Origin of the sequence: Kribbella sp. ALI-6-A, assembly GCF_001984195.1 — a bacterium.
GTDB lineage: Bacteria > Actinomycetota > Actinomycetes > Propionibacteriales > Kribbellaceae > Kribbella.
This window is the reverse complement of sequence record NZ_MTQN01000010.1, coordinates 680743-703695: the sequence shown is the minus strand read 5'-3', so window position 1 is coordinate 703695 and position 22953 is coordinate 680743. Positions and strand designations below refer to the sequence as shown.

15 protein-coding genes are annotated in these 22953 nt (G+C 71.4%); 4 read left to right on the top strand and 11 right to left on the bottom strand.

All coding sequences use genetic code 11. The features are described from left to right. The first annotated feature begins 26 nt into the window (after positions 1-26). Positions 27-578: a carboxymuconolactone decarboxylase family protein gene (locus BWI15_RS17700; RefSeq protein WP_077015494.1), complete on the top strand. Its 552-nt coding sequence runs from the start codon at positions 27-29 to the stop codon at positions 576-578. Further along, positions 575-1468, top strand: a complete 894-nt coding sequence (locus BWI15_RS17695; protein WP_077015493.1) for an RNA polymerase sigma-70 factor — start codon at positions 575-577, stop codon at positions 1466-1468. Before BWI15_RS17700 ends, BWI15_RS17695 begins: the two co-directional genes overlap by 4 nt. On the opposite strand, the gene BWI15_RS17690 is transcribed toward BWI15_RS17695, so the two are convergent. Further along, positions 1434-2309, bottom strand: coding sequence for an alpha/beta fold hydrolase (locus BWI15_RS17690; RefSeq protein WP_077015492.1), 876 nt, complete (start codon positions 2307-2309; stop codon positions 1434-1436). The genes BWI15_RS17695 and BWI15_RS17690 overlap by 35 nt on opposite strands. Before the next feature lie 85 nt (positions 2310-2394). Here BWI15_RS17690 and BWI15_RS17685 point away from each other — a divergent pair, with 85 nt between their 5' ends. Further along, a complete protein-coding gene (locus BWI15_RS17685) occupies positions 2395-2919 on the top strand; it encodes a GNAT family N-acetyltransferase (protein ID WP_077015491.1) in 525 nt (174 codons plus the stop codon). Positions 2920-2964: 45 nt separating this feature from the next. Here BWI15_RS17685 and BWI15_RS17680 read toward each other — a convergent pair whose 3' ends face one another. The 6 genes from BWI15_RS17680 to pheS all read right to left on the bottom strand — a co-directional run bounded on the left by BWI15_RS17680 (position 2965) and on the right by pheS (position 17523). Next, positions 2965-8820, bottom strand: a complete 5856-nt coding sequence (locus BWI15_RS17680; RefSeq protein ID WP_237771327.1) for an Ig-like domain-containing protein — start codon at positions 8818-8820, stop codon at positions 2965-2967. A 105-nt stretch (positions 8821-8925) separates the two neighbouring features. Beyond that, positions 8926-11187, bottom strand: coding sequence for a hypothetical protein (locus tag BWI15_RS17675; RefSeq protein ID WP_077015490.1), 2262 nt, complete (start codon positions 11185-11187; stop codon positions 8926-8928). A 50-nt stretch (positions 11188-11237) separates the two neighbouring features. Next, positions 11238-12224, bottom strand: a complete 987-nt coding sequence (locus BWI15_RS17670; RefSeq protein ID WP_237771326.1) for a glycosyltransferase family 2 protein — start codon at positions 12222-12224, stop codon at positions 11238-11240. 123 nt (positions 12225-12347) lie between these two features. After that, positions 12348-13868, bottom strand: coding sequence for a gamma-glutamyltransferase (locus tag BWI15_RS17665; RefSeq protein ID WP_237771325.1), 1521 nt, complete (start codon positions 13866-13868; stop codon positions 12348-12350). Between the two features lie 23 nt (positions 13869-13891). After that, positions 13892-16417, bottom strand: a complete 2526-nt coding sequence (gene pheT / locus BWI15_RS17660; protein ID WP_077015488.1) for a phenylalanine--tRNA ligase subunit beta — start codon at positions 16415-16417, stop codon at positions 13892-13894. Next, the gene (gene pheS, locus BWI15_RS17655) at positions 16417-17523 is read right to left on the bottom strand and encodes a phenylalanine--tRNA ligase subunit alpha (RefSeq protein ID WP_077015487.1); all 1107 of its coding nucleotides are present in this window, start codon (positions 17521-17523) and stop codon (positions 16417-16419) included. The genes pheT and pheS overlap by 1 nt, the downstream gene beginning before the upstream one ends. 132 nt (positions 17524-17655) lie before the next feature. Here pheS and BWI15_RS17650 point away from each other — a divergent pair, with 132 nt between their 5' ends. Further along, positions 17656-18261, top strand: coding sequence for a vitamin K epoxide reductase family protein (locus BWI15_RS17650; protein WP_077015486.1), 606 nt, complete (start codon positions 17656-17658; stop codon positions 18259-18261). A 26-nt stretch (positions 18262-18287) separates the two neighbouring features. Here BWI15_RS17650 and BWI15_RS17645 read toward each other — a convergent pair whose 3' ends face one another. Genes BWI15_RS17645 through BWI15_RS40130 form a run of 4 tightly spaced genes read right to left on the bottom strand, consistent with a single transcriptional unit; the run spans position 18288 to position 22851 of the window. Continuing rightward, positions 18288-20582, bottom strand: coding sequence for a hypothetical protein (locus BWI15_RS17645; RefSeq protein WP_143465662.1), 2295 nt, complete (start codon positions 20580-20582; stop codon positions 18288-18290). Between the two features lie 39 nt (positions 20583-20621). After that, positions 20622-21188, bottom strand: a complete 567-nt coding sequence (locus BWI15_RS39720) for a hypothetical protein (protein WP_193432169.1) — start codon at positions 21186-21188, stop codon at positions 20622-20624. 43 nt (positions 21189-21231) lie between these two features. Continuing rightward, positions 21232-22146 (bottom strand): CehA/McbA family metallohydrolase, encoded by a 915-nt coding sequence (locus tag BWI15_RS17635; RefSeq protein WP_237771324.1) that lies wholly within the window; start codon positions 22144-22146, stop codon positions 21232-21234. A gap of 24 nt (positions 22147-22170) precedes the next feature. Then, positions 22171-22851 (bottom strand): MFS transporter, encoded by a 681-nt coding sequence (locus BWI15_RS40130; protein WP_237771323.1) that lies wholly within the window; start codon positions 22849-22851, stop codon positions 22171-22173. Between the last annotated feature and the right edge of the window lie 102 nt (positions 22852-22953).

Genomic DNA, 22953 nt, shown 5'->3' with positions numbered 1-22953 from the left:
CACCCACTGACGAAGGAGGCGCGGCGATGGCTCGGATCAGCTTGCAGCACCGCAGAACGGCGTTCGTGCGGGCGATGGAGTGGTACAGCCGGCGCAAGTACGGCGAGGTGCTGTCTCCCGGCAAGGTGGCGCTGCACAACAAGGGTGTGCTGCGCACCATGCTGCTGATGGAAGGCACCGCGGCTCGGTGGAACCGGCTGGATCCCACGCTGCGCGCCCTGGCCGGGATGGTCGCCAGTACGGAGATCGGGTGCAGCTGGTGCATGGACTTCGGGTTCTGGGAGCACCACCACCGCGGGGTCGACCCGGTCAAGCTGCGCGCTGTGCCACAGTGGCGGGACAGCGACGTCTACACGGATCTGGAGCGCGCGGTGATGGGCTACGCGGCAGCGGCGACGGCGACTCCGCCGACAGTGACCGACGAGCAGGTCGAGCGGTTGCGGCGGGACCTGTCCGAGGAGGAGCTGGTCGAACTCACCGCGCAGATCTCGCTGGAGAACTACCGCTCGCGGACCAACGCCGCGCTCGGGCTGACCAGTCAGGGGTTCAAGGAGACCTGCGAGCTGAGGCCGGCGTGAGCGACGAGCTGGCGGCGGAGTTCGCCGAGCACCGCGCGGTCCTGGTCGGCGCGGCGTACCGGGTGGTCGGCAGTGTGGCCGACGCGGAGGACGTGGTCCAGGAGACCTGGCTGCGCTGGTCGTCCGCGGACCGGAGCGACGTCCGCGACGTCCGCGCGTACCTGATCCGCATCACCACCCGGCTCGCGCTGAACCGGCTCCGTCAGCAGAAGTCCCGGCGGGAGCAGTACGTCGGCCCGTGGCTGCCGGAGCCGATCGCGGCGACGCCGGGCGAGCAGGATCCCGCCGCCGTCGCCGAGGTCGCCGACTCGGTGTCGATGGCGATGCTGGTCGTGCTGGAGACGCTGTCACCGCTGGAGCGGGCCGCGTTCGTGCTGCGGGAGGTGTTCGACCTGCCGTTCAGCGAGATCGCCGACACGCTGGGCCGGTCCGAGGCCGCCGTACGGCAGCTCGCGCACCGGGCTCGCGAACACGTGCACGCCCGGCAGCCGCGGCATCGGGTCGACAAAGCACGGCACCTCGAGCTCACCAACCGGTTCATGGCGGCGTCCGCGTCGGGCGACTACCAGCAGGTGGTCGCGATGCTCGCGCCCGACGTGGAACTGGTCAGCGACGGCGGCGGCAAGCGCAGGGCCGCGCTCCGGCCGATGTACGGCGCCGACAAGGTCGCGCGCTGGCTGATCGCGGTGATCACCTCCGAGGAGACCGCCCGGATGGAGTTCAGCACGACCGAGCTCAACGGCGAGATCGCCTACATCGCCTACGACGGCGACGAGGTCGACACCGCCGGTTTCCTGGCGGTCGGCGACGACGGCCTGATCAGCCACCTGTACGTCGTCCGCAACCCCGACAAGCTCACCGGGGTGCCGCGGCGAAACCAACTCTGCTGAGGAAGTCGCGCACCAGCGGCACCACCTCGTCCAGGTGACTCTCCAGCAACCAGTGCCCGCCGTCCTCGAACAGGTGCAGCTCAGCCTTCGGTACGTCGGCCAGATACGCGCGAGCGGCCTCGGCCGGCATGTACCCGTCCTGCGGACCCCACAGGATCAGCGTCGGCGGCTGCCACTCGCGCAGATAGGCGTGGTATGCCGGGTACTGCCGCACGCTCTCCCGGATCTCCAGGAAGAAGCCGGACATGATGTCGCGGCGATCCCGCAGCAACGGCCAGGAGAGCTGCCACAGATCGGGACTGATCCGCTCGGCCGTGTGCGGCGGCACCTCGCCGAGCACCTCTTCGCGGAACCCCTCGAAGCTGATCGCCTCGGCCAGCGGAGCCCGTCGCTCGTCGGTCGGATCGGCCCAGTACTCCTTCAGCGCGGCGTACTTGGGGCCGAGTGTCTCCTCGTACGCGTCGCCGTTCTGGATGATCAGACCGGCGATGCGAGCCGGGTCCCGCAGCGCCAACTGGAAGCCGACCTGTGAGCCGTAGTCGAACAGGTAGAGCACGAACCGGCCGACTCCCAGCGCGTCCAGGAACCGCTGCAGCAGCGTCGCGTAGTTGGCGAAGGTGTACTCGAAGTCGTCTGGGGCGGTGCTGTAGCCGAAGCCCGGGAAGTCCGGCGCGAGCACCCGCCACTGATCGCCGAGCGCGGGCATCAGTCCCCGGAACTGGAACGACGAGGACGGATACCCGTGCGGCAGCAGCAGGACGGGCGCGTCGGACGGGCCGGTCTCGCGGTAGAAGATCTCGACTCCGTCGAGGTCGACGGTGCGGTGCAGAACGCTTGGCATCAGTGCTCCTTCCGGGTTTGCGATCTGGTACCCAGGAGGCTGATTTAGACTCCTTCCTGCAACCGAGTCGCAGAAAGGGACCACCGTGGAGTACGTCGTGATCGAACCGGACGCGGTCTCCGAGCCAGGCCTGCGCGCGGATCTGCTGGACACCTGGGTCGCGGCGACCGACGCCGGTGGCAGCGTCGGGTTCACCGCGCCGGCGCCGGTTGACCTGGTCGCCGAAACGCTGGACCGCGCGCTGGAGCGGGTCGCGGCCGGCCAGGACCTGCTCGGCGTACTGCACAACGGCGACCGGTACGTCGGCATGGGCCTGCTCGTCGCCAACAGCGGCCAGTTGAGCTCTCACTGGCGGACGGTGCTGCGCGTGATGGTGCACCCCAAGTACCAGGGCAACGGCGCCGGCCGCCTGCTGATGAACGGCCTGCGCTCGTCGGCCGAACAACTCGGCCTGGAGCAGCTCATGCTCACCATCCGCGACGGCGGCAACCTGGACACCTTCTACGGCAAGCTCGGCTATCGCATCGTCGGCCGGCACCCCCGCGCGGTCCGCGTCGCCGCCGACGACTACCGCGACGAGATCATGCTGGTCACCGACCTGACGTCGTGAAGCGAGGCCGGGTCCCGCTCCTCAGCGGGACCCGGCCTGGCTCGTTCAGGGGCGGCGTCGGCGGAGCAGGGTCACGCCGAGGGCTGCGAGCAGTCCGCCGAGGGTGAGGAGGAAGACGGACGGGCCGCCGGTGTCCGGGAGCGCTGCGGCGGGAGCCCGGCCGGACGGTGGCTCAGGGGACGTGGGCGGATCGGCGCCGATGACAACCTTCACCTGGGAGTCCACCGTCCTGCCGCCGGTGTCGGTGACCCGGTACGCCGCCTTGGCGATGCCGTCGAAGGTGCGCTCGGGCACCAGGCGGATCGTCCCGTCGCTGCCGACCGTCCACACCCCGACCCCCGGTACGACGATCCGCGACGCGCACGTGGCCGTGCCGGTGACCAGGCAGACGCTCGATCGCACCCACGACGCCCCTTCGGTCGCCGCATCGTTCAGCAGGGGGTTGACGACCGCCGGATTGCCCGAGCTCGCGGTTCCGTCGTCCTGAGCCGCCTGCGCGCCCGCCGGGGCCGCCACCGTGATCTCCAGCTGCGCGGTGTCCGACGTACCGTTCGCGTCCGTCACCCGGTAGCCGACCGCGCGCGTCGTCCCGCTGAACCCGCTGACCGGCGCGAACCCGATCGTCCCGGCCGCCGCGACCGTGAACGTGCCCTCTCCCGGGATCGTCACCGTCTTCTTGTCCTTGCCGTCGGCCGGATCCCGGACCGCGACCGACGCCGGATTCAGCGCCGCCGACGGATCACCGGCCTTGTCGTTGTCGAGCACCGGGGCCACCACCGGCTTCCCGTACGCCGTCCGCGCCGTGTCGTCGGTCGCGACCGGCCGGACCGGGAGCACCGTCACCGAAACGGCCGAGCGGGCCGCGTTGCGGTTGCTGTCCTTCACCTCGTACGGCGCCGGCCGGGTGGTGCCGGTGAAGCTCACCACCGGGCTGAACGAGATCTTGCCTTCGGCAACCATCAGCGTGCCCTGGCCGGGAACCGTCACCCGGCTGACCAGGTCACCGTCCGGCTCAACCAGCAGCAGCGTCGCCGGATCGAGCTTCGCCCCGGGCCCGGGCTTGTCGTTGGCCAGCGGATCGACGGTGATCGGCTGGTGCTGCTTGGTCTCGGCCCGGTCGGGCGACGCGACCGGTCTGGCCTCGACGGTCACCGTCAGCGTCGCCGTACCGGTGCTGCCGTTCCGGTCGCTCACCTGGTACGTCAGCGGGGTGACCGAGCCGGTCGAACCGCTCTCCGGCATCAGTCGCACTCCCCCGTCGGGCTGCGCGGTCCACACGCCCTGCCCGGCGACCCGGAGCGAGGACACCGGGTCACCGGTCGTCGGATCGACCACCCGGACCGACGCGGGAACCAGCGGCGCGGTCGAGTCCCCGGGCTTGTCGTTGCCGAGCACCGGCACCGTGATCGCGGTGTCGAACGGCGTCGTCGCGGTGTCGTCGACCGGCGCCGGGTCGATGCGCGTCACGGTCACGGTGACGGTCGCGGCCGCCTTGTTCCCACTCGTGTCCGTCACCTGGTAGGCGATCGAGCTCGTCCCCCGGAACGCCGCCACCGGCGTGAAGGTGATCTTGCCGGTCGTCGCGTCGACCTCGAAGCTGCCCTGGCCCGCGATCTTCGCCTTCAGGTCCCAGGTCCGGACCGGCGCGGTGCCGAAGATCCGGACCGAGGCCTTCTCCAGCTGCGCCGCCGTTCCGGGCTGGTCGTTCGCGAGCGGGTCGAAGGTCACCGCGCCGTTCTGCTTGGTGGTCACGTTGTCCGGCTGGGCCTCCGGCCCCTTGCCGACGGTCAGGAACAGCAGCCCTTCGGCGGCCGTCCCGTTGTCGTCGGTGATCCGGTACGTCGCGGGCGTCGTCACACCTTGGTAGTTCTTGACCGGGGTGAAGGTGATCCGTCCGGACTTGTCCGCGACGTACGTGCCCTCCCCGGGCTGCGTCACCGTCGCGCGGTAGGCACCGTCGGCGGGATCCTGCACCAGCAGGCTGGCCGGCACCAGCGGCGCACTCGGGTCGCCAGGTTTGTCGTTGGCCACGACGTCGACGGTGATCGCGCGATTGTGCGGCGTGATGGCCGCGTCGTCGACGGTGAACGGATCGATCGGCCTCACGGTCAGCACCAGCGTCGCGGTCGCGACCGACTTGTTGCTGTCGGCAACGCGATAGGTGATCGGCCGCCCCTTGCCCCGGAACGACGGCAGCGGGTCGAACACCACGGCCCCGCTGTCCTGCACCGCGTACGTGCCCTGCCCGGCCACCGTCACCGTCCGGGCGAAGCCCGCTCGCGCCGCAGCGTCCCGCAGTACGACGGATGCCGGGTCCAGCTTTGCCTTCGTGCCCGGGCTGTCGTTGCCGAGCACGTCCACGGTCACCGTCACGTCCTGCATCGTCGAGGCAAGATCCGGCCGCGCCACCGGCGGCGCCCCGACGGTGATCCGCACGACCGCGGTCGCGAACGTCCCGTTGTCGTCGGCCACCTGGTAGGTCAGCTCCGGCGCCGAGCCACTGAACCCCGGCGCCGGGTCGAAGACGACCAGCCCGTCGCGGGCGGTGAAAGCTCCTTGTCCCTTGACCGACACCGACGGCTTGAACACCCCGTCGGCCGGATCCTCGAGCCGCAGCGTGCCCGGCATCAGCGGCGCGGTCGGGTCACCCGCCTTGTCGTTGCCGAGGACCCGCACGCGCACCACCGTGTCGTACGGCGTGGTCGTGTTGTCGTCCATCGCGACCGGTGTCACCGGCGCCACCGACACCGCGATCGTGGAGCGCGTCGCCTGGTCGAACCAGTCCGAGACCCGGTACGTCAGCCCCGTCACCGGGCCCGTGAACGCCGGGATCGGGTCGAACACCACGGTCCCGTCCGGGTCGACGTGCCACCGGCCCTGCCCGGGCACCGTGACGATCTTCTTCAGCGAACCGTCCGCGGGGTCGATCAGCACCAGGCTGACCGGATCGAGCCCGGTGTCCCGGCCGGCGGTGTCGTTGGCAAGGGCGTCGACGCGCACCGTCACGTCCTGGAGGGTCCGGACGGTGTCGGGTTTCGCGACCGGCGGCGACGGCTTCGCGATCGTCACGGTGAGCTTCGCGCTGGCCGGCGTACCGTTCACGTCGGAGACCGTGTAGGCCAGCGGCGTCACCACGCCGGTGAACGACGGCAGCGGATCGACGTCGACCGTGCCGTCCGGCCGCACCGCGAACGTCGCCTGACCGTCGACCACGACCACCTGACGCGCGACCTCGCCGACCGGGTCGATCAGCTCCAGGCTGGTCGGCACCAGCGGCAGCGTCGGATCACCCGCCGAGTCGTTGGACAGCACCCGAACTGTCACGTTCGTGTCGTACGCCGTACTCGCGGTGTCGTCGGTCGCGTCGGGCTGGACCCGGGTCACCTCGGCGCTCAGCGTGGCCGTGCCGATCGCTCCGTTGCCGTCGGCCACCTGGTACTTCACCGGGGTCGCCTTGCCGTGGAACTTCGGCACCGGCTCGAACAGAATCCGCCCGTCCGGCCGCGTCGAGTACTTGCCCTGTCCCGGGACCTCCAGCGAGTTCCCCGGCTCGCCCCGCTCGGCGGGCACCAGCCGCACACTGCCGGCCACCAACTCGGAACCGGTCGGTCCGGGCTTGTCGTTGTCCAGCACCGACGAGTACGCCGGAGTGCCCTGCAGCGTGGTGAGGGTGTCCGGGTTCGCGACCGGCGGGCCCGGGGCGTCGACGCTGACCACGAGCTGGGCGCGCGACGGTGTGCCGTTCTTGTCGAGCACCTGATAACCGAGCGGGGTCGTGACGCCCTGGAACCCGTGGGCGGGCGCGAACACGATCTTGCCCTCGGCAACCTGGAACTCGCCCTGCCGGGCGACGACCACCTTGGTCACCAGCTTGCCACTCGCCGGGTCGACGAGCAGGAGCGACGCCGGGTCGAGCGGCGCGTCGGGTGAACCCGGCACGTCGTTGTCGAGCACCGAGACCACGGCGTTGGTGTCGAAGGGCGTGCTCACCGAGTCACCCAGCGCCTTCGGGACCACCGGGGTGACCGTGACGACCAGCGTCGACTCGGTCAGCTGGCCGGTGCTGTCGGCGACCCGGTAGCCGATCGTGGTCGCGACGCCGGTGAAGCGCGCCAGCGGCACGAAGTCGACACCGCCGTCCGGCTTGACCGTGTAGCTGCCTTCGCCCGGAACGACGACCTTCTTCTTGAACGCGCCGACCGCCAGGTCCCGCTTGACGTTGCCTCCGGCCGGATCGCGCAGCTGGATCGACTTCGGGTCGAGGCTGACGCCGGGCGCGGCCTTGTCGTTGGCCAGCGGGGTCAGCCCGAGACTGACGTTCTGCGCGGTGGTCGCGGTGTCGGGCGCGGCGACCGGCTTGGCCGGCAGCGCGACCGTCACCGTCAGCGTCGCGCGCGCCGTCGCACCGTTGCTGTCGGCAACCCGGTATGCGACCGGCTTGGCGACACCGACGAAGCCCGGCACCGGGTCGAAGTCGATCCGGCCCTCCGGCGTGGCGACGTACTTGCCCTGGCCCACCACGATCACCATCTGCCGGCAGGCCGCCGCGTCGAGCAGGCACAGCGAGCTCGGCCGCAGCGGCGTGCTCGGGTCCCCCGGCTTGTCGTTGCCGAGGACATCGGTCGTCACGCCGGTGTCGTACGGCGTACCGGCGGTGTCGTTCACCGCGATCGGTGGAGGCGGCGGCGCGATCGTGAGCGGATGGTCCTCGACCTCGCCGGAGTCGGTCGCGCCGGTCGGCTTCTCGACCTGGGCCGCCGTGTACCCGGCACGGATCCGCGCGGTGGTCGGACCGGCCGACGCGGCCCGGGCGAACTTGGCCCAGCTCAGCGTGGTCTGGCCCTGACCGGCCGCGAAGGTCGAACAGGCCCGCTCGGCGGCTTCGAAGGTGCCGTCCCGGTCGAAGTCGATCCAGCCGCAGACCTGCCCCGGCTTCGACGCGCCGGTCAGCGCCACCGGCGCCGAGTACGACGTGGCGCTGGTGAGCAGCGGGCCGAACGTGACCCCGTCGTCGGCCTGGTCGGCGGCGGCCGGACCGTTCGTCGCGTTGGCGACGGTCGCGTTGTCCTGCGTCGCCTCGGCGCCGAGGCGCAGGTCGCTGAGCACCGACCACGCCGCGCCGTACGACGCAGCGGCGTCGCCGAAGTCCTCGCCGACCGAGGCGACGAGCGAGAACACGTCGGCGGAGGTCTTGGTGTTGAAGGCCGGCAGCTTCGGGTGTTTGGTGAACACGGCGGTCAGATCGAAGCTGACCGCTGTGACGACGCCGTTCACCTGGACCGAGCCGCAGGCCGCGGTGGCGGTCGAGTCCGGTCCGGCGCCGGTGTCCTTGGTGGCGCAGTTCGGTCCGGCGTCGTGGTTCGCGGCGGTGATCGTGTCGCTGGTGACGGCCAGGTTGTTGCCCTGGCCCAGCTTGCGCAGACTGAGGCCGGCCGTTCGGAGCCGGAGCGCGGCGTGCAGCTCGGACTGCGCGCGCGGTTGGCCGTTGACGGTCTGGGTGGACGCGCCGCCGATGCCGGCCAAGTGCAGGACCGGGTCGCGCACCGGCTGGGAGAACGAGATCGTCAGCGTGCCGCGCTGGTCGCAGGTGCCGACCGCCGCGCAGTCTCCGGTGTTGACCAGCACGTCCTGCGCCGGCGTGGTCGCGCCGACGGCCGGCTGGTACGTGCCCGTGGTCAGGCCGCGGTCCCCCGCAGTCGTTGCGTCGAGCAACTCGATCCGGCCGCTCGCGTCGATCGTCTGGGTCAGACCGGAGCCGGGCATCGTGGCAGTCGCCGTACTGGTTTGGGTGAAGGGTGCCGAGGGCACCTGGTAGCCGGCCGCGGGGGTCACCGCGAGCAGCACCGCGAACGTCAGCGCGGCGGCGAGCACCGGACGCGCCCGACCCGAGATCCTGCCCACTGCCGCCCCCTCCCCGGAAAACGCATGTCCTGCATCGCGTCGGCACCGGGGCGAACGGGCCAGCGTAGAGCTAACGCTCCACGCGGAGGAGATGTTACGCGGAAATCAGCGCGTCAGTTCATAGATACGGACGTGCTGCTCGCGGTGTCTCAGGTGCGCGAGCCGGGCAAGCTCCGGCGAGACCGGGCCGTCGTAGGCATCGGCGTACAGCCAGCGGACGGAGTACCGGTCACGCAGGTGGCGCAGGACCTCCGGCGTGGGAGCGCCGATCGCTTGGTCGGTGAGGGCGACGCGGTCGGGCCAGGGCGACGGCTGGTTCGTGTAGCGCACGCCGTTGACGCCTTGCCGGCTCATCGCCTGCTGGGTGTAGGCCCAGCCCTCGATCACCGTCCGGCGGCCCGCGATACCGCTGACGATGTACCCACGCGCGTCGCATCCCGGACGCTGTGGACCGGCCGGGCGGCAGTACGTGTTGCTCGCGACAACATCGTCCGGCTGTGAGTTCCGGGCCAGCCAGAGTGCGGCGGCCGCTTCGTCGGGATGGACCCGCCAGTGCGGCGAGGTGAACGACGTGGACTGGTGGCTCTGCGTCGCACGGACGCCGAGCGCGAAGGTTGTCGCGGCCGGAACCGCGAGGATGGTCGCCAGCGCAACCACTCCACCGAGCCCGGCCAGTTGGGCCCAGCGCTTGGTCGCGAACGGCCAGAGCAGGACCAGTACGACGGTGACTGCCAGCGCTGCGACCAGTGGACGGGCCACCAGCACGACCCGGTCGAGCTGATCGCCGATCGGCTCCGACTTGGCCACCGTCAGCGCTGCCGCGTAGACCAGTCCGATTCCGCCGGCCAGCACTCCGACAATGACGGCCGCGCGCCGCCGGTCCGCGACCTGCTTGAACCAGAGCGCGGTCATCCACGCGATCGCGGCCAGGCTGAACGGTACGACGCTGCGAACGAAATACGACTCGCTGGCCGACGGGTGGTCGACCAGGAGGAACCCGGCCCACCCTGCGACGAGTCCGCCGAGCAGGAACCAGCCGAGCGGGTCCCGCCTGAGCTCGCGCCGTCCCATCAGGCCGTACCCAGCCAGTGCGACCGACTGGGCGACCAGCAGCAGAGCGAACACGACCAGCGCACCGATGACGGACAGGAAGCGGCCGGACGTCAGGGCGGGAAGGATCAGTCCGCCACCGCCGGCTGGAGTGGCGTCCTGCGTCGCCGCTTGGTAGCCGCCCTGGAGCTTGACCACGGCGAGCACCTGCAGGCCGGAGCCGCTGGTGCTTCCGGCAACCGTGAGCAGCGTGCCGACGGCCGAGGCGACCAGCAGAAGCCCGGCAGCGATGAAGCGGGCGGGCAGCTTGCGATCCCGGATCAGGACGAACAGTGCGGAGAGGCCGACGGCACCGACCAGGATCGGCAGGATCGTCGGCTTGGACCCGCCGCCGACCACCGCCACGGTCACCGCGAGCACCCACAACCCCTTCGGCTGCCGGCCGCGGAACAGCAGCTCCACCAGGAAGACCGCTGCCGCCGTACCGGCCAGCATGCCGAACGTCTGCGACGGGCTGATCAGACTGAACGGCGGCGCCAGGTCCACCCCGTTGTCGACCCACAGGGCGAACTGCGGCGCGGCGACGGCGACCGCGACCAGGACGCCGGTCCACCAGGCGCGGCTGACCGTCCGGGCGAAGGTGGCGAAGACCAGCAGACCCGCTACCAGCAGCGGCAGCAGCCAGAGCCGGTACAGCACGAGGATCGGCGACAGGCGGGTGATGTCGACCGCGCCGGCCATGTCCGCGTTGGCGAACCAGTGATAGTCGAGCGGAAGCCCGGCGACCTGCGGCAACTGCGGCGGCACGGACCGGGTCAGCTCGTTGACCATCGACAGGTGGAACAGCAGGTCCGGGTAGTACGCCGTACCGGCCGGGGGCATCGGGTGGTAGGCGTAGACGCCGAAGGTCGCTCCGCCGAGCATGACTGCCGCGGCTCCGGCGAGACCCCAGGTCCAGGTCAGCGGCAGTGGATTGGGGTCCGTGATCCGCCAGTGCCTGCGTAGTCGCGGTGCGGCGGCGAACACTGCCAACACCAGCAGGGGCCAGACCACGAGCGCCTGCTGCCAGCCGGCCAGAGTGAACAGGGCCCAGCCGAGCAGCTGACAGGTGAAGCCGACAACCGTGCCGAGACCGATGTCTTCGGCCCAGTTGCCCGTACTACGCCAGAGCGCACGCAGCAGCAGTACGCCGGGCAGCGCGACGCCTGCGGCGAAATACACGGCGTACCGGAGGATCGCCGTGACCGGGACGTCCACGAAGAGCAGTCCGGCGAGTGCGACGGCCAGCGGGAGCAACCACGGTAGGAGCCGGGTCATCGGCCGGGTGGAGGTTTCCGATCGACCGGTGGGCGGAAGGTCGACGAGCGTCAAGTGCGGACGGTCCCCCGTTCGAGGACCTGGTGCCCGGTGTCGTCGAGGCTGTCGTAGCCGACGAGGAACTGCGGCCTCTTCTGACTCGACTGGAACAAGCGGGCGACGTACTCACCCAGCAGGCCCAGGCAGAGCAGCTGGATCGCACCGATCACCGCCACCGCCAGAACGGTCGACGTCCAGCCGGGGATGGACTGGCCGGTCAGCTTGATCACCAGCGCGCCGATCACGAACACCACCGACAACAACCCGCCGAACAGGCCGAGCCAGGTGGCCAGCCGCAACGGCGCCGCGGAGAACGCGGTGACGCTGTCGAACGCGAGCCGGAGCATCTTGCGCAGGTTGTACTTCGTCACGCCCGCGGCGCGCTCGGCCCGGACGTACTTCACCTCCGCGCTCGGGAAGCCCAGCCAGGGAATCACCAGCCGGAACACCCGGCCGTCCTCGGGCAGCGCGTTCACCGCGTCGACCACGCGGCGCGAGACCAGCCGGAAGTCGGCGGCGTCGAACGGGATGTCCTTGCCGACCAGGCGGCACATCAACCGGTAGTACATCCGCGCGGTGGTGCGCTTGGCCCAGGTGTCGCTGGACCGGTCCGAGCGGACGCCGTACACGACGTCGACGTCGGAATCGCGCGCGGTCGCGAGCAGCTCCGCGATCACCTCGGGCGGGTCCTGCAGGTCCGCGTCGATGGTGACCAGGTAGTTGCCGCGGGCCCGGCGGAACCCGGCCGAGATGGCGGCCTGGTGCCCGGAGTTGCGCAGCAGCCGGACCAGCCGCAGCTGCGGCCAGTCGGTCGCGGCGGCGAGCAGCATCGACGCCGTCGCGTCCCGGCTGCCGTCGTCGACGACCAGCAGCTCGTAGCTGACGCCGAGACCGTCCAGCACCGGGCGCATCCGCTCGAAGAAGATCGGCAGCACCTCTTGCTCGTCGTACATCGGCACGACGACGGTCAGGTCGGGAACCTGCTCGATCGCACCCACCCCCAGCTGATCTGCATCCACATCAAGTAAGAACGCCCGAAACCGCGAAAAAGATGCTTTCGCCGCTGAATTGGCAGCTACTTGCCGGTGATCCGTTACACCCGTCGTTGCGCGGGCGCCGCATCACGACTGCGAGACCGCCACCGCGCCGGTCCGCCGGGGGTCACCGACCGCCTGCAGACCGGTCTCCGGCTCCCAGAACGCGGCCGCGACGCCGCCGAAGTACATCGAGTGCGGCGGCATCGGGCGAAGCGGCAGACTGGTCGTCGCGCCGGTCACCTCGAGGTCGTCCTCGTAGTCGACCACGACGTCCGCACGGACCCGGACGTGCAGCCGGGGAAACTCGACGGCTTCCTCGAGCGACAGCCCGCCGTGGGCGTAGAGCGCGTAGGTCTGGGCGATCGCGGTCGGGATCCGGTCGGAGCCGGGCGAGCTGATCGCCAGCACCGCGCCGTCGCTGTCGCGGCGGGCAACGCTGGGCGCCATGTTGGAGGTGAGGCGGGTGCCGGGTGCCAGGCTGTGCGGGCCGCCGTGCAGCAGTTCCTGCTCGCCGAGCGCGTTGTTCAGCCAGATGCCGGTGCCCGGAGTCATCACGCCGGAGCCGTAGCCCGACGAGACCGTGATGGCGCAGGCGTCGCCCTCGTCGTCGACCACCGAGACCGTCGCCGTACTGGGTGAGGTGAGCGCGCGCAGATCCCCGGCCGAGGCGAGGTCGAGCAGCTGCTGCCCGGCCAACCGGCGGACGTCCTCCTCGTCGAGCTCGGCCAGCCGTCGGCCGAAGACGGCGTGCTGGACCTCGACCAGGCGCTCGAGCTCGGCCGGATTCCACCCGCCTTGCGACGGTACGCCGTCCAGCAGCGCGAGCATCGCGGCGACGGCGACGCCGCCGACGGCCGGTGGCGGGTTGGTCGCCAAGCTCCAGCCGTTCTGCTTCACGACCAGCGCGGGACGCACGACGGCCTCGTACGCCGCCAGGTCCTCCGCGGTCAGGATGCCGTCGTTCTCGGCCATGTCGCGGACGAGCAGCTCGGCCAGCTCGCCGGTGTACATCGTCTCGGCGCCGGCCTCGGCGATCAGCTCGAGGGCCTCGGCCAGCTCGGGGATCACCACGGTGGTGCCGGCCTTGATCACCTGGCCCTCGTCGTCGTGCACGACGCCGTGGCTCGGCTGGTGCCAGCCGAAGATGATCTCGTGGGTGAAGCCGAGGTAGTACCCGGAGGTGCGGCTCAGCGTGAACCCCTGCCGGGCGACCTCGATCGCGGGCTTCACGACCTCGCGCCAGGGCGCCTGGCCGGAGCGGCGGTGCGCGAGGTCGAGGGCCTTCAGGCCGCCGGGGGTGGCGACCGAGCCGTGGCCGACGGTGGTCGTCGTCCCGCCGCCGTAGTCGGTGGTCACGTCCCAGACCCCGCGGCCGAACCGCTCGCCGGGCAGACCGCGGCCCGGCATCTCCACCCAGCCGTCGATCGTGACCGGCTCACCACCGGCCACCTGCAGGGTGACGAACCCGCCGGAGGCCGGTGAGACGACGCCGATCTCGTTCACCATCGTGACCAGCGTGGCGGCGATCGCGGCGTCCACCGCGTTGCCGCCCTCGGCCGCCAACCGGACCCCGGCGTCGGCGGCGGCCCGATTGGGAGCCGCCACCGCCACCCGAGGGTGCGACGCCATCAGCCGACGCGCTGGACGGCGCCGAAGCGATCGACGGCGACCTGGACGGCCGCCTGGCGCGTCTCGGCGACCTCGTTCTCCTTGAGCGTGCGGTCCGGGGCCCGGAAGCGCAGCGCGAAGGCGAGCGACTTCTTGCCGTCACCGATCTGCTCGCCGGTGTAGACGTCGAACAGCCGGATCGACTCCAGCAGCTCGCCCGCCCCCTCGGACAGCGCCGCCTCGACCTCGGCCGCCGGGACGTCGGACGCGACGATCAGCGCCACGTCCTCCTTGGCCACCGGGTACGACGAGAACGGGTGCGCGGTGATCGAGGCCGGACCGGCCGCGATCAGGGCGTCGAGGTTCAGCTCGACCGCGCTCGAGCGGGCCGGGAGACCGAACGCCTGACACACCTTCGGGTGCAGCTCGCCGGCGTGCCCGATGACCGTGCCACCGGCGGTGAGCTCCGCGCAGCGGCCCGGGTGCCAAGGGGCGCGCTCGACGTTGCGCAGGGTCGGCTCGACGCCGACCGACGACGCGATCGCGCGCGCGACCTGGACGGCGTCCGCCCAGCTGACCGGCTGGCCCTTGCCCCACCAGCCGGCGGGAGTGCGCGAGCCGGTGAGCACGACGCCGATGTGCAGCGGCTGGTCCGGCAGTGCGTCGTACAGGGCCTTGAGCTCGTCGTCGGTCGGGCGCTGGGCCACGGTCGGCAACGGCGCCGGCTTCGCGTCCGGGCGCGGGACGAAGACCAGGCCGGTCTGGAAGATGGCCAGGTCGGTCGACCCACGGCCGACGTTGCGCTCGGCGGTCCGCAGCAGGGTCGGCAGGAGCGTCGTCTGCATCGACGGCTCCTCGTCGGACAACGGGTTGACCAACTTGACCGTCGTACGGCGGGAGTCGTCGGCCGGCAGGCCCATCGCGTCGAAGTCGGCCTCGCCGACGAACGGGTAGGACACCACCTCGGTCAGTCCCGCGCCGACCAGCGCGGTCGCGATCCGCCGGCGGCGGCGCTGCGAGACCGTCAGACCCTGCCCGCCCGGAGCCGGCGGCAGCACCGACGGCACGTTGTCGAACCCGAACAGCCGGATCACTTCCTCGGCGAAGTCGTTGGGGTCCCGCAGGTCGGGCCGCCAGGACGGCGGAGTCACTGTCACCAGGTCGGCGTCGGAGTCGTTCGCACCGACAGCGAACGGAGCCGCGGTGGCGTCCGCCGCGGCGGGGGCGACGTGGCAACCGACCGACTCCAGGTGGCGGGTGCTCTCCTCGATCGTGATCTCCGCGCCCGCGACCCGGGCCGCGTGGTCCGCGCGGAAGGTCACCGACGGCGCCGCCGGGTGAGTGTCGATAACGGTCTCGTCCGGCAGGATCGTGCCGCCGGCGAGCTCGGACAGCAGGTCGGCGACGCGCTGCGCGGCCTGGCGCGGCAGCGCCGGGTCGACCTCGCGCTCGAACCGGCGGGACGCCTCGGACGACAGCTTGTGGCGGCGCGACGCGCGCGCGACCACGATCGGGTCGAAGTGCGCGGCCTCGATCACCACGTCGGTGGTCGCGTCCGAGATCTCCGTCGACGCGCCACCCATCACGCCGGCGATGCCGATCGGGCCGGAGTCGTCGGTGATCAGCAGGTCCTCGGGGTCCAGCTCGCGGGTCTGGTCGTCCAGCGTCACCAGCTTCTCGCCGGCCGTCGCCCGCCGGACCACGATGTCGCCGCTCAGCCGGGCCTTGTCGTAGCCGTGGATCGGCTGCCCCAGCTCGAGCATCACGTAGTTGGTGACGTCGACGCCGATCGAGATCGGCCGCATGCCCGCCGCGACCAGCCGCTGCTGCAACCAGCGCGGCGACAGCGCCTTCGGGTCGATCCCGGTCACCGTCCGGGTGACGAACACGCTGCACGCGGCCGCGTCGTCCACCCGCACCGGGTAGCCACCGTCACCCGAACCGGTCAACGACAGCCCGGCCGGGTCCTTCAGCGGCACCCCGTACGCCGTGGCCGTCTCGCGGGCGACCCCGCGGATCGACAGGCAGTACCCCCGGTCGGGCGTGACCGCGATGTCCAGGACGTCGTCGCGCAGCCCGAGCAGCTCGATCGCGTCGTCGCCCGGCGTCGCCTCGCCCGGCTGCAGGACGACGATGCCGCCCGAGCCGTCGTCGCCCAGCCCGAGCTCGGAGCTGGAGCAGATCATCCCGGCCGAGACGTGGCCGTAGGTCTTGCGGGCCGAGATCGCGAACCCGCCCGGCAGCACCGCACCGGGCAGCACGACCACGACCAGGTCACCGACCTCGAAGTTGCTCGCGCCGCAGACCACCCACTGCGGCTCGTCCTTGCCGATGTCGAGCGAGCACCAGCGAATGGTCTTGCCGTTCTTCTGCGGCTCCGGCTCGTAGCTCAGCACCTTGCCGACCACCAGCGGGCCGGTCAGGTCGGACTCGACGACGGTCTCCACCTCGAGCCCGGCCCGGATCAGCTTCTCCGCGACCTGGCGGCCGGTCACGCCGTCCGGCAGTTCGACGTACTCGCGAAGCCACGACAGTGGGACCCGCATCAGATCTCCATCCCGAACTGGCGGCTGAACCGCACGTCACCCTCGACCATGTCCCGCATGTCCTCCACCCCGTTGCGGAACATCAGCGTCCGCTCCAGGCCCATTCCGAACGCGAACCCCGAGTACCGCTCGGGGTCGATGCCGCACGCCTGCAGGACCCGCGGGTTGACCACGCCGCAGCCGCCCCACTCGATCCAGCCCTCGCTGCCGCAGGTGCGGCACGGGCGGTCCGGGTTGCCGACCGAGGCGCCGCGGCAGACGAAGCACTTGAGGTCGACCTCGGCCGACGGCTCGGTGAACGGGAAGAAGTTCGGCCGCAGCCGGGCCTCCAGACCCTCGCCGAACATCGACACCACGAAGTGGTCCAGCGTGCCCTTCAGGTGCGCGAGCGTGATGCCCTCATCGACGACGAGTCCCTCGACCTGGTAGAAGACCGGCGTGTGCGTCGCGTCGAGCTCGTCGGTGCGGAACACGCGGCCCGGGCAGATCACGTAGATCGGCGGTGTGCGGGTCAGCATCGAACGGGCCTGCACCGGCGAGGTGTGGGTGCGCAGGACCGTCCCGGAGCCGGCCGGCTCGACGAAGAAGGTGTCCTGCATCTGCCGCGCCGGGTGGTCGGGCTGGAAGTTCAGCGCGTCGAAGTTCAGCCACTCGGCCTCGACCTCGGGGCCTTCGGCGACGTCCCAGCCGAGCGCGGTGAAGACGTCGGCGATCTGCTCGGAGATCAGCGACAGCGGGTGCCGCGCGCCGGGCAGCAGGCTCGACGGCAGCGTCACGTCGACCTGCTCGGTGGCCAGCATCCGCTCCTCGTGCTCGGCCTCGAGCACCGCCAGGCGGGCGGCGTACGCCTCGTTGATGGCCTTGCGGGCCGAGCCGATCCGCTGGCCGGCCTCCTTGCGGGCCTGCGGCGGCAGCGCGCCGATCTCGCGGTTGGCCAACGCGATCGGCGACCGCTCACCGAGGTGGGCCAGCTTGGCCTCCTGCAACGCGCTCAGGTCGGCCGCGGTCCGGAAGGCGTCGAGGGCCTCGTCCCGCGTCCGTTCGACCTCGTCGGCGTGCAACGGAGTCACCTCGACGGGGTCGTAGTTCTTGTTGGGACCGGACATGGCTCACTCTCGGGTTGCTGATTCTCAGGAACTGCAACTCGCAGTCTAGGAACCCGCGCCGCCGGAGCGTGAATCGGTCGTCCACAGCGGGCACAATCGGAGCAGTTCCCGAGCCGATCGAAAGCAGCAGGTATGACGAACGCGGACCTCTCCACCCCGGCCACGCAGACCGGCCCGGCCCTCGACGAGCAGCCGGCCGCCGGACTGCGGTGGCTGCTGGCCGTGGGCGGTGCGATCGGCTTCCTGGCCGCTTTCGTGCTGACCGTCGAGCGGTTCCACCTGCTCACCGACCCGAACTACACGCCCAGCTGCAGCATCAACTCGGTGCTGTCGTGCGGCTCGGTGATGGTCACCCCGCAGGCCGCGATCTTCGGCTTCCCGAACCCGCTGCTCGGCATCGGCGGCTTCGCGATCGTCACCACGCTCGGCGTCGTGCTGCTCGCCGGCGTCAGGCTCCCGCGCTGGATCTGGCTCGGCCTGCAGGTCGGTGTCACGGCGGCCGCCGTACTGATCCACTGGCTGATCTACCAGAGCATCTACACGATCGGTGCGCTCTGCCCGTACTGCATGGTGGTGTGGGCGGTGACGATCCCGATGTTCTGGTACGTCACGCTGTACAACTTCCGCCGGACCCGCTGGGTCCGCTCACTCACCGGCTATCACACGGTTGTGATCGGTGCCTGGGCCCTGTTCGTGCTCGGCATCATCCTGACCCGCTTCTGGCTCGGTAACGGCTGACCGCTGCCGCGGCGGCAGCGGACCCGTCAGCGGCCGCGACCACTGCCGCGACCGGGCGTCCCGCCGCGCCGGAGGTGCTCGGGCTGCGCGGCCGCCGTCCCGCGTCCTTGACCTGGACCGCGTGTCCCGGGTGCAGGCTGTCCGGCTGTGATCGACAGACCGGGCCCGGCCTGTCCCGCGGCCGGCGCCGCGGCCTGTCCCGAGGCCTGTCCAGCGGCCTGTCCTGCGACCGGTGCCGGCGCAACGCCGGCGCCGGCCCCGGCCGGCCGCTCGATCACCCGGGAGCGAGGCGTGCGCCAGGCCATCGGGTCCTGCGGACGATGGATGATCCAGTCGCTGTCCTTGAAGTGCGACGACAGCTCACGGCCGAGCACCTGGGCGTTGAACGGGCCGGTGGACTCGAAGACGCCGAGCGACATCGGCCGGCCGAGTTTGTCCTCCCACCGCTTCGCCCAGCCCGACAGCGCGGGCAGCGCGCCGTGCACGGTGTCCTTGTCGAGGTAGCCGTGGCCGCCCATGAAGTCGCCCGGGTAGCGGTCGTTGTGATGCGCGCGCCAGTGCTCCCGCGCGGCCCGGACCGCCGCCGTGCTGTTGATGTCGAGGTCGAAGTCGCTCGGCTCGGAGTCCAGACCGAGCCGGTACATCGAGTCGTACGGGCGGCGCAGCGGCCGGTTCTGGTCGTTGCCGAACCACTCGCGCAGGCGCTGCACAGCCTGCGGCCGGTCCGCCAGTTCCGCTTCCCGCGGCAGGGTCTTGTGCAGGCCGGAGAAGAACCCGGCGCCGGTGCCCTTCAACCGCAGGTCGACCTGGGAGGCGTCGACGCCGTCCCGCTCCAGAGCCTCCAGCATCTGCGCGCCGAACTGCTGGTAGAGCTCCGGGGTCAGGCCCATCGGGGACTCGCCGGTGAGCATCCATCGGACCTGCTGGGGATCGATCTGCAGGAACTCCAGATCACGCCGGGCGATCGAGTAGCCGGAGTCGTCCCGCAACCACCACGCCGGCGGCTCCTCGGCGCCGTCGAGGATGCGCCCGATCCGGCGGTCCAGCTCGTGTGCCGGGCCGTTCGGCACCAGCACCGCCGGCTGGAAACGCTCGTCCGCAGCCGGTGCCGAGGCGCCCGGAGTGCGGCCCTCGTCGGTGGCACCCGGCGCCGGCCCCATGGCGGCCGGTGTCGCCTCCGCTGCGGCCGGCGTCGCCTCCGCGGCGGCCGGTGTCGCCTCCACGGCGGCCGATGCCGACTCCGCAGCGGCCGGGGTCCGGACGTGCTCCGCGGCGCCAGGCATCCGGGCCGGCTCGGCGACGACTCCCGGGATCGCCGGGCGGCCGAGCATCACCGCGGCGGCCGCGGACTGTTCCCGCTGGCCGGCCCCGAGGTGGGAGACGACCCCGTCCACGGTGGCCCGGTGATCGCCCGGCAGCGTCACCCACTCCTTCTGCCCCAGGAACCCCATCCCGGTCGTCGGCAGCGAGAAGACGTCCTGCGCGGAGTGCCGCGCCGCGAGGATCACGCCGTGCCCCCGGCGCTCCTCCAGCCAGTCGGCCACGACCCGGCGATCGGCCGACCAGCTCGCCAACGGCCGCTGCGGAACCTCGATCGTGCTGCCGACCGTGTCCTCGACGGCCCACGACGGCCGGTCCGAACCCTCCGGCCAGCTCAGCGCCCGGTACGAGATCACCTCGGCGACGCCGCGGGCGGCGAGAACCTCCTGCGTCATCGCGTACTGCGTGCGCAGGAAGTCACCCAGTGCGTCCCGGTTGTAGTCGAGCTCGAGGTCGACCGCGGACCGGGTGCGGGGATCCAGCTGCCAGTCCAGGACGCCGCGCAGGCCGAACTCGTCCCGCGCGGTCTCCTGCAGGGCCAGCACCCGCACGTTGTTGTTGGAGCCGTACGACCAGGCGCCCATCAGCTCGCTGACCGCGATCATCCGGACCAGCGTCTCGGCCTGGTCGGTGTCCATCCGGACAGCCCGGTGCGCCGCCTCCTGGTACTGCGCGGAGCGGAGCTCGTCGGCGTGCAGGACGTCGGCACCCATGGACGGATACCGCTCGTTGTGTGGGAGCAGCACGTAGTCGCGGTCGCCCAGCCGGCCGGCCATGTCGTTGCCGACGGCAAGTCCCATCGAGGCCAGCACCAGCTCGGGGGTGGAGGCCCGCATCCGCGCGGCCAGCGCCCCGATCGCGAGCGTCTTGGCCTGCGGAGTCTCGGTGACCCGGCCGTCGTCGGTGAGCAGCGCTTCGCCGAGCTGCTGCCGTTCGGCCCGCTCGGCCGACCCCGGCGGTGGCAATGGCGTGGTGTTGCGGTCGCTCGACGGTTCGCTCAACGATTCCCCCAGGTGGCAGCGGTCGATGCCCGGCGTGACTCAGTCGGCATCGAGGTACTCCTCGGCCTGGCCTTGCAGCGGCGACGGCGCCGAGCGCCAGGCAGGAGTCAGCATCAGCTCGCGCAGCTTGACCTTCTTCACCTCCCGCGGCGCATCCGCGCGCAGGCCGAGGTGCGACCAGACCAGGTCGAGGTCGTCGGGCAGACTCCAGTGGGCGCCGATCGCGGACTCCGGCGTACCGGCCGGCTCTGCCGACGCGACCAGGACCTCGTCGGCGGTCGCGGCCGGGGTGATCTCGACCAGCGAAAGCCCGGCGCGCGCGATGGCGTCCCGGAACGCGGCCCGGTGAGCCTCGATGGTGGCTGGGGAAACCTGCTGACCGGTGCCGAACAGGGTGAGCACCCAGCCGGACTCGCCGGTGCGGGCCAGGTCGAGGACGAGCGGTGCACCGGCGTCGTCGGTCAGGGTGCGGTGCGCCAGGCTCTGCGCCGCTCCGGGGCCCTCCGTCCGCGGACCGTCCACCAAACCGAACGACTCACGCAGCGTGGCCAGCTGCTCGGCGGACAGGTCGCCGTGGGACAGAGCGCGCAGAGCGGGCCAGAGCATGCGGGGGTCCTTTCGTCGGATCAGCAGGAAGTTGACGTCGAGACTAGGCGGCGGGTTCCCGGGGCAGGTGGATCGGGTTGGTCCAGGCGCGCCCGCCGGTGGCGTCCTCGACCGTGACCCGGCAGTACCGGCCGCGGAACATGTCCAGGGGCAGCGAACACTCGGTCAGGTCGCCGCCCTGGGCGACTTGGGCGCCGGGGACTCCGCCGGTGAGCAGCACCTTGACGGCGGGCGAGCATCGGACGGTGACCACCGCGTCGTCGACGCTGACGTCGTACAGCTCGGGGCCGGTGCTGGAGTAGAAGTGGCCGGCCTTGAGCGCGGCGAGCAGAGCGTCCGGCTCGAGCGCCTCCGAGCGGACCTGGACCCAGGCCGCGCAGGGCGGGGGGTCCTGGGGTTGCAGATGTGCGTCATCGGCGGCGAAGGCGGTCAGCCGGTGACCGCGATTCAGCAGTACGTCGGTCAGGTGCCAGCTGTCGCCACGGTTCTCCCGATCGGCGAGCGCGTTGTAGACCTCGACGGAGTGGGCCGCGTCCATACTCTCGGCGTCGGCGGCCGTGAGCAGCGAGGCCGACGGGTGGGCCAGCCCGATGAACGCGCCCGCCCGGCGTGCCCGCCGCGCCAACTCCGGCCCGGTCTCGTCAGGGACCGGGCCGAAGTCCAGCGGCAGTCCCACCGCGACGATGTGCCACGACGGTCCTGCTTCCGTCCGCGGCGCGTGGAGTTCGGCGCCCACCAGGGTGGTGAACCCGTCCGACCGCAGTGACCTGGTGTCGGTGACCGGGAAGCCGTACTCGGCCCTGAAGTGGTCGGTGACGACCAGGAAGTCGTAGCCCGCGTCCCGGTAGCACTGCACGGTCTTCGCCGGGGACAACGCTCCGTCGGACTGGTCCGAGTGGGTGTGCAAGTTGCCCCGCCAGAATCGGCCTTCCAGCCCGAAGGGCAACGTGTCGTCCACCGCGCCATTCTCGCCGGTCGAGGGTCAACCGGCTCGCTCGGTCTCCAGACTCACCTCCGGCTCGGCACCGGCGGAGCGGCGTGGGAGGACGAAGACCGCCACCAGCGCACCGCCTGCCGCGCCGATCAGGCCGGTGGTCATCGCGATCGACATCGCGTCGGTGAACGACTCCCGCGCGACCGCCGCGAACTGAGGTCCGAGGGCGAGCGTCTCGGCGATCGACTCGCGGCCGGCTTCGGGCACCGAGTCGGGCAGCGCGGCCGAGTACGCCGCCGCCAGCACACTGCCCAGTACGGCGACCGACAGCGCGGCGCCGGTCTGCTGCACGGTGTCGTTCATCGCCGAGCCGACCCCGCGGTGCTCGGCCGGGACCGACTGCATCAACAGCGTGTACGCCGCCGGACCGGCCAGACCGCCACCGATGCCCATCACCATCAGCCCGGCGATCAGCAACCCGTACCCGGAGTCCGTCGTGACCTGGGTCAGGATGCCGAACCCGCCCGCGATCACCACCAGCCCGGTCGCGATCAGCGTGCGGTCGGCGAGCTTCTTGCCCAGCGTCGCGCCGATCCCGTTGAAGAGCATCGCGGACGCGGCGTACGGGATGAGGGCGAGGCCGGCCTTGAGCGGGCTGTAGGCCAGCACGAACTGCAGGTACTGCGTGAGCGCGAGCAGGAGTCCACCCGCGGTGAACGACAGCAGCACGATCGACAGGCTCGTCCCGCTGAAGTTGCGATCCTTGAACAGGGCCAGCGGGCCATCGGGTGCGGCGTACGCCGCTCCCACCACGCGAAGGCGACCAGACCG

Bases quoted from the DNA above. Each gene is read 5' to 3' on its own strand.
- BWI15_RS17690 (WP_077015492.1), bottom strand. From the start codon at position 2,309: ATGCCAAGCGTTCTGCACCGCACCGTCGACCTCGACGGAGTCGAGATC.
- pheS (WP_077015487.1), bottom strand. From the start codon at position 17,523: ATGTCCGGTCCCAACAAGAACTACGACCCCGTCGAGGTGACTCCGTTG.
- BWI15_RS39720 (WP_193432169.1), bottom strand. From the start codon at position 21,188: ATGCTCTGGCCCGCTCTGCGCGCTCTGTCCCACGGCGACCTGTCCGCC.
- BWI15_RS17675 (WP_077015490.1), bottom strand. From the start codon at position 11,187: ATGACCCGGCTCCTACCGTGGTTGCTCCCGCTGGCCGTCGCACTCGCC.
- pheT (WP_077015488.1), bottom strand. From the start codon at position 16,417: ATGCGGGTCCCACTGTCGTGGCTTCGCGAGTACGTCGAACTGCCGGAC.
- BWI15_RS17650 (WP_077015486.1), top strand. From the start codon at position 17,656: ATGACGAACGCGGACCTCTCCACCCCGGCCACGCAGACCGGCCCGGCC.
- BWI15_RS17700 (WP_077015494.1), top strand. From the start codon at position 27: ATGGCTCGGATCAGCTTGCAGCACCGCAGAACGGCGTTCGTGCGGGCG.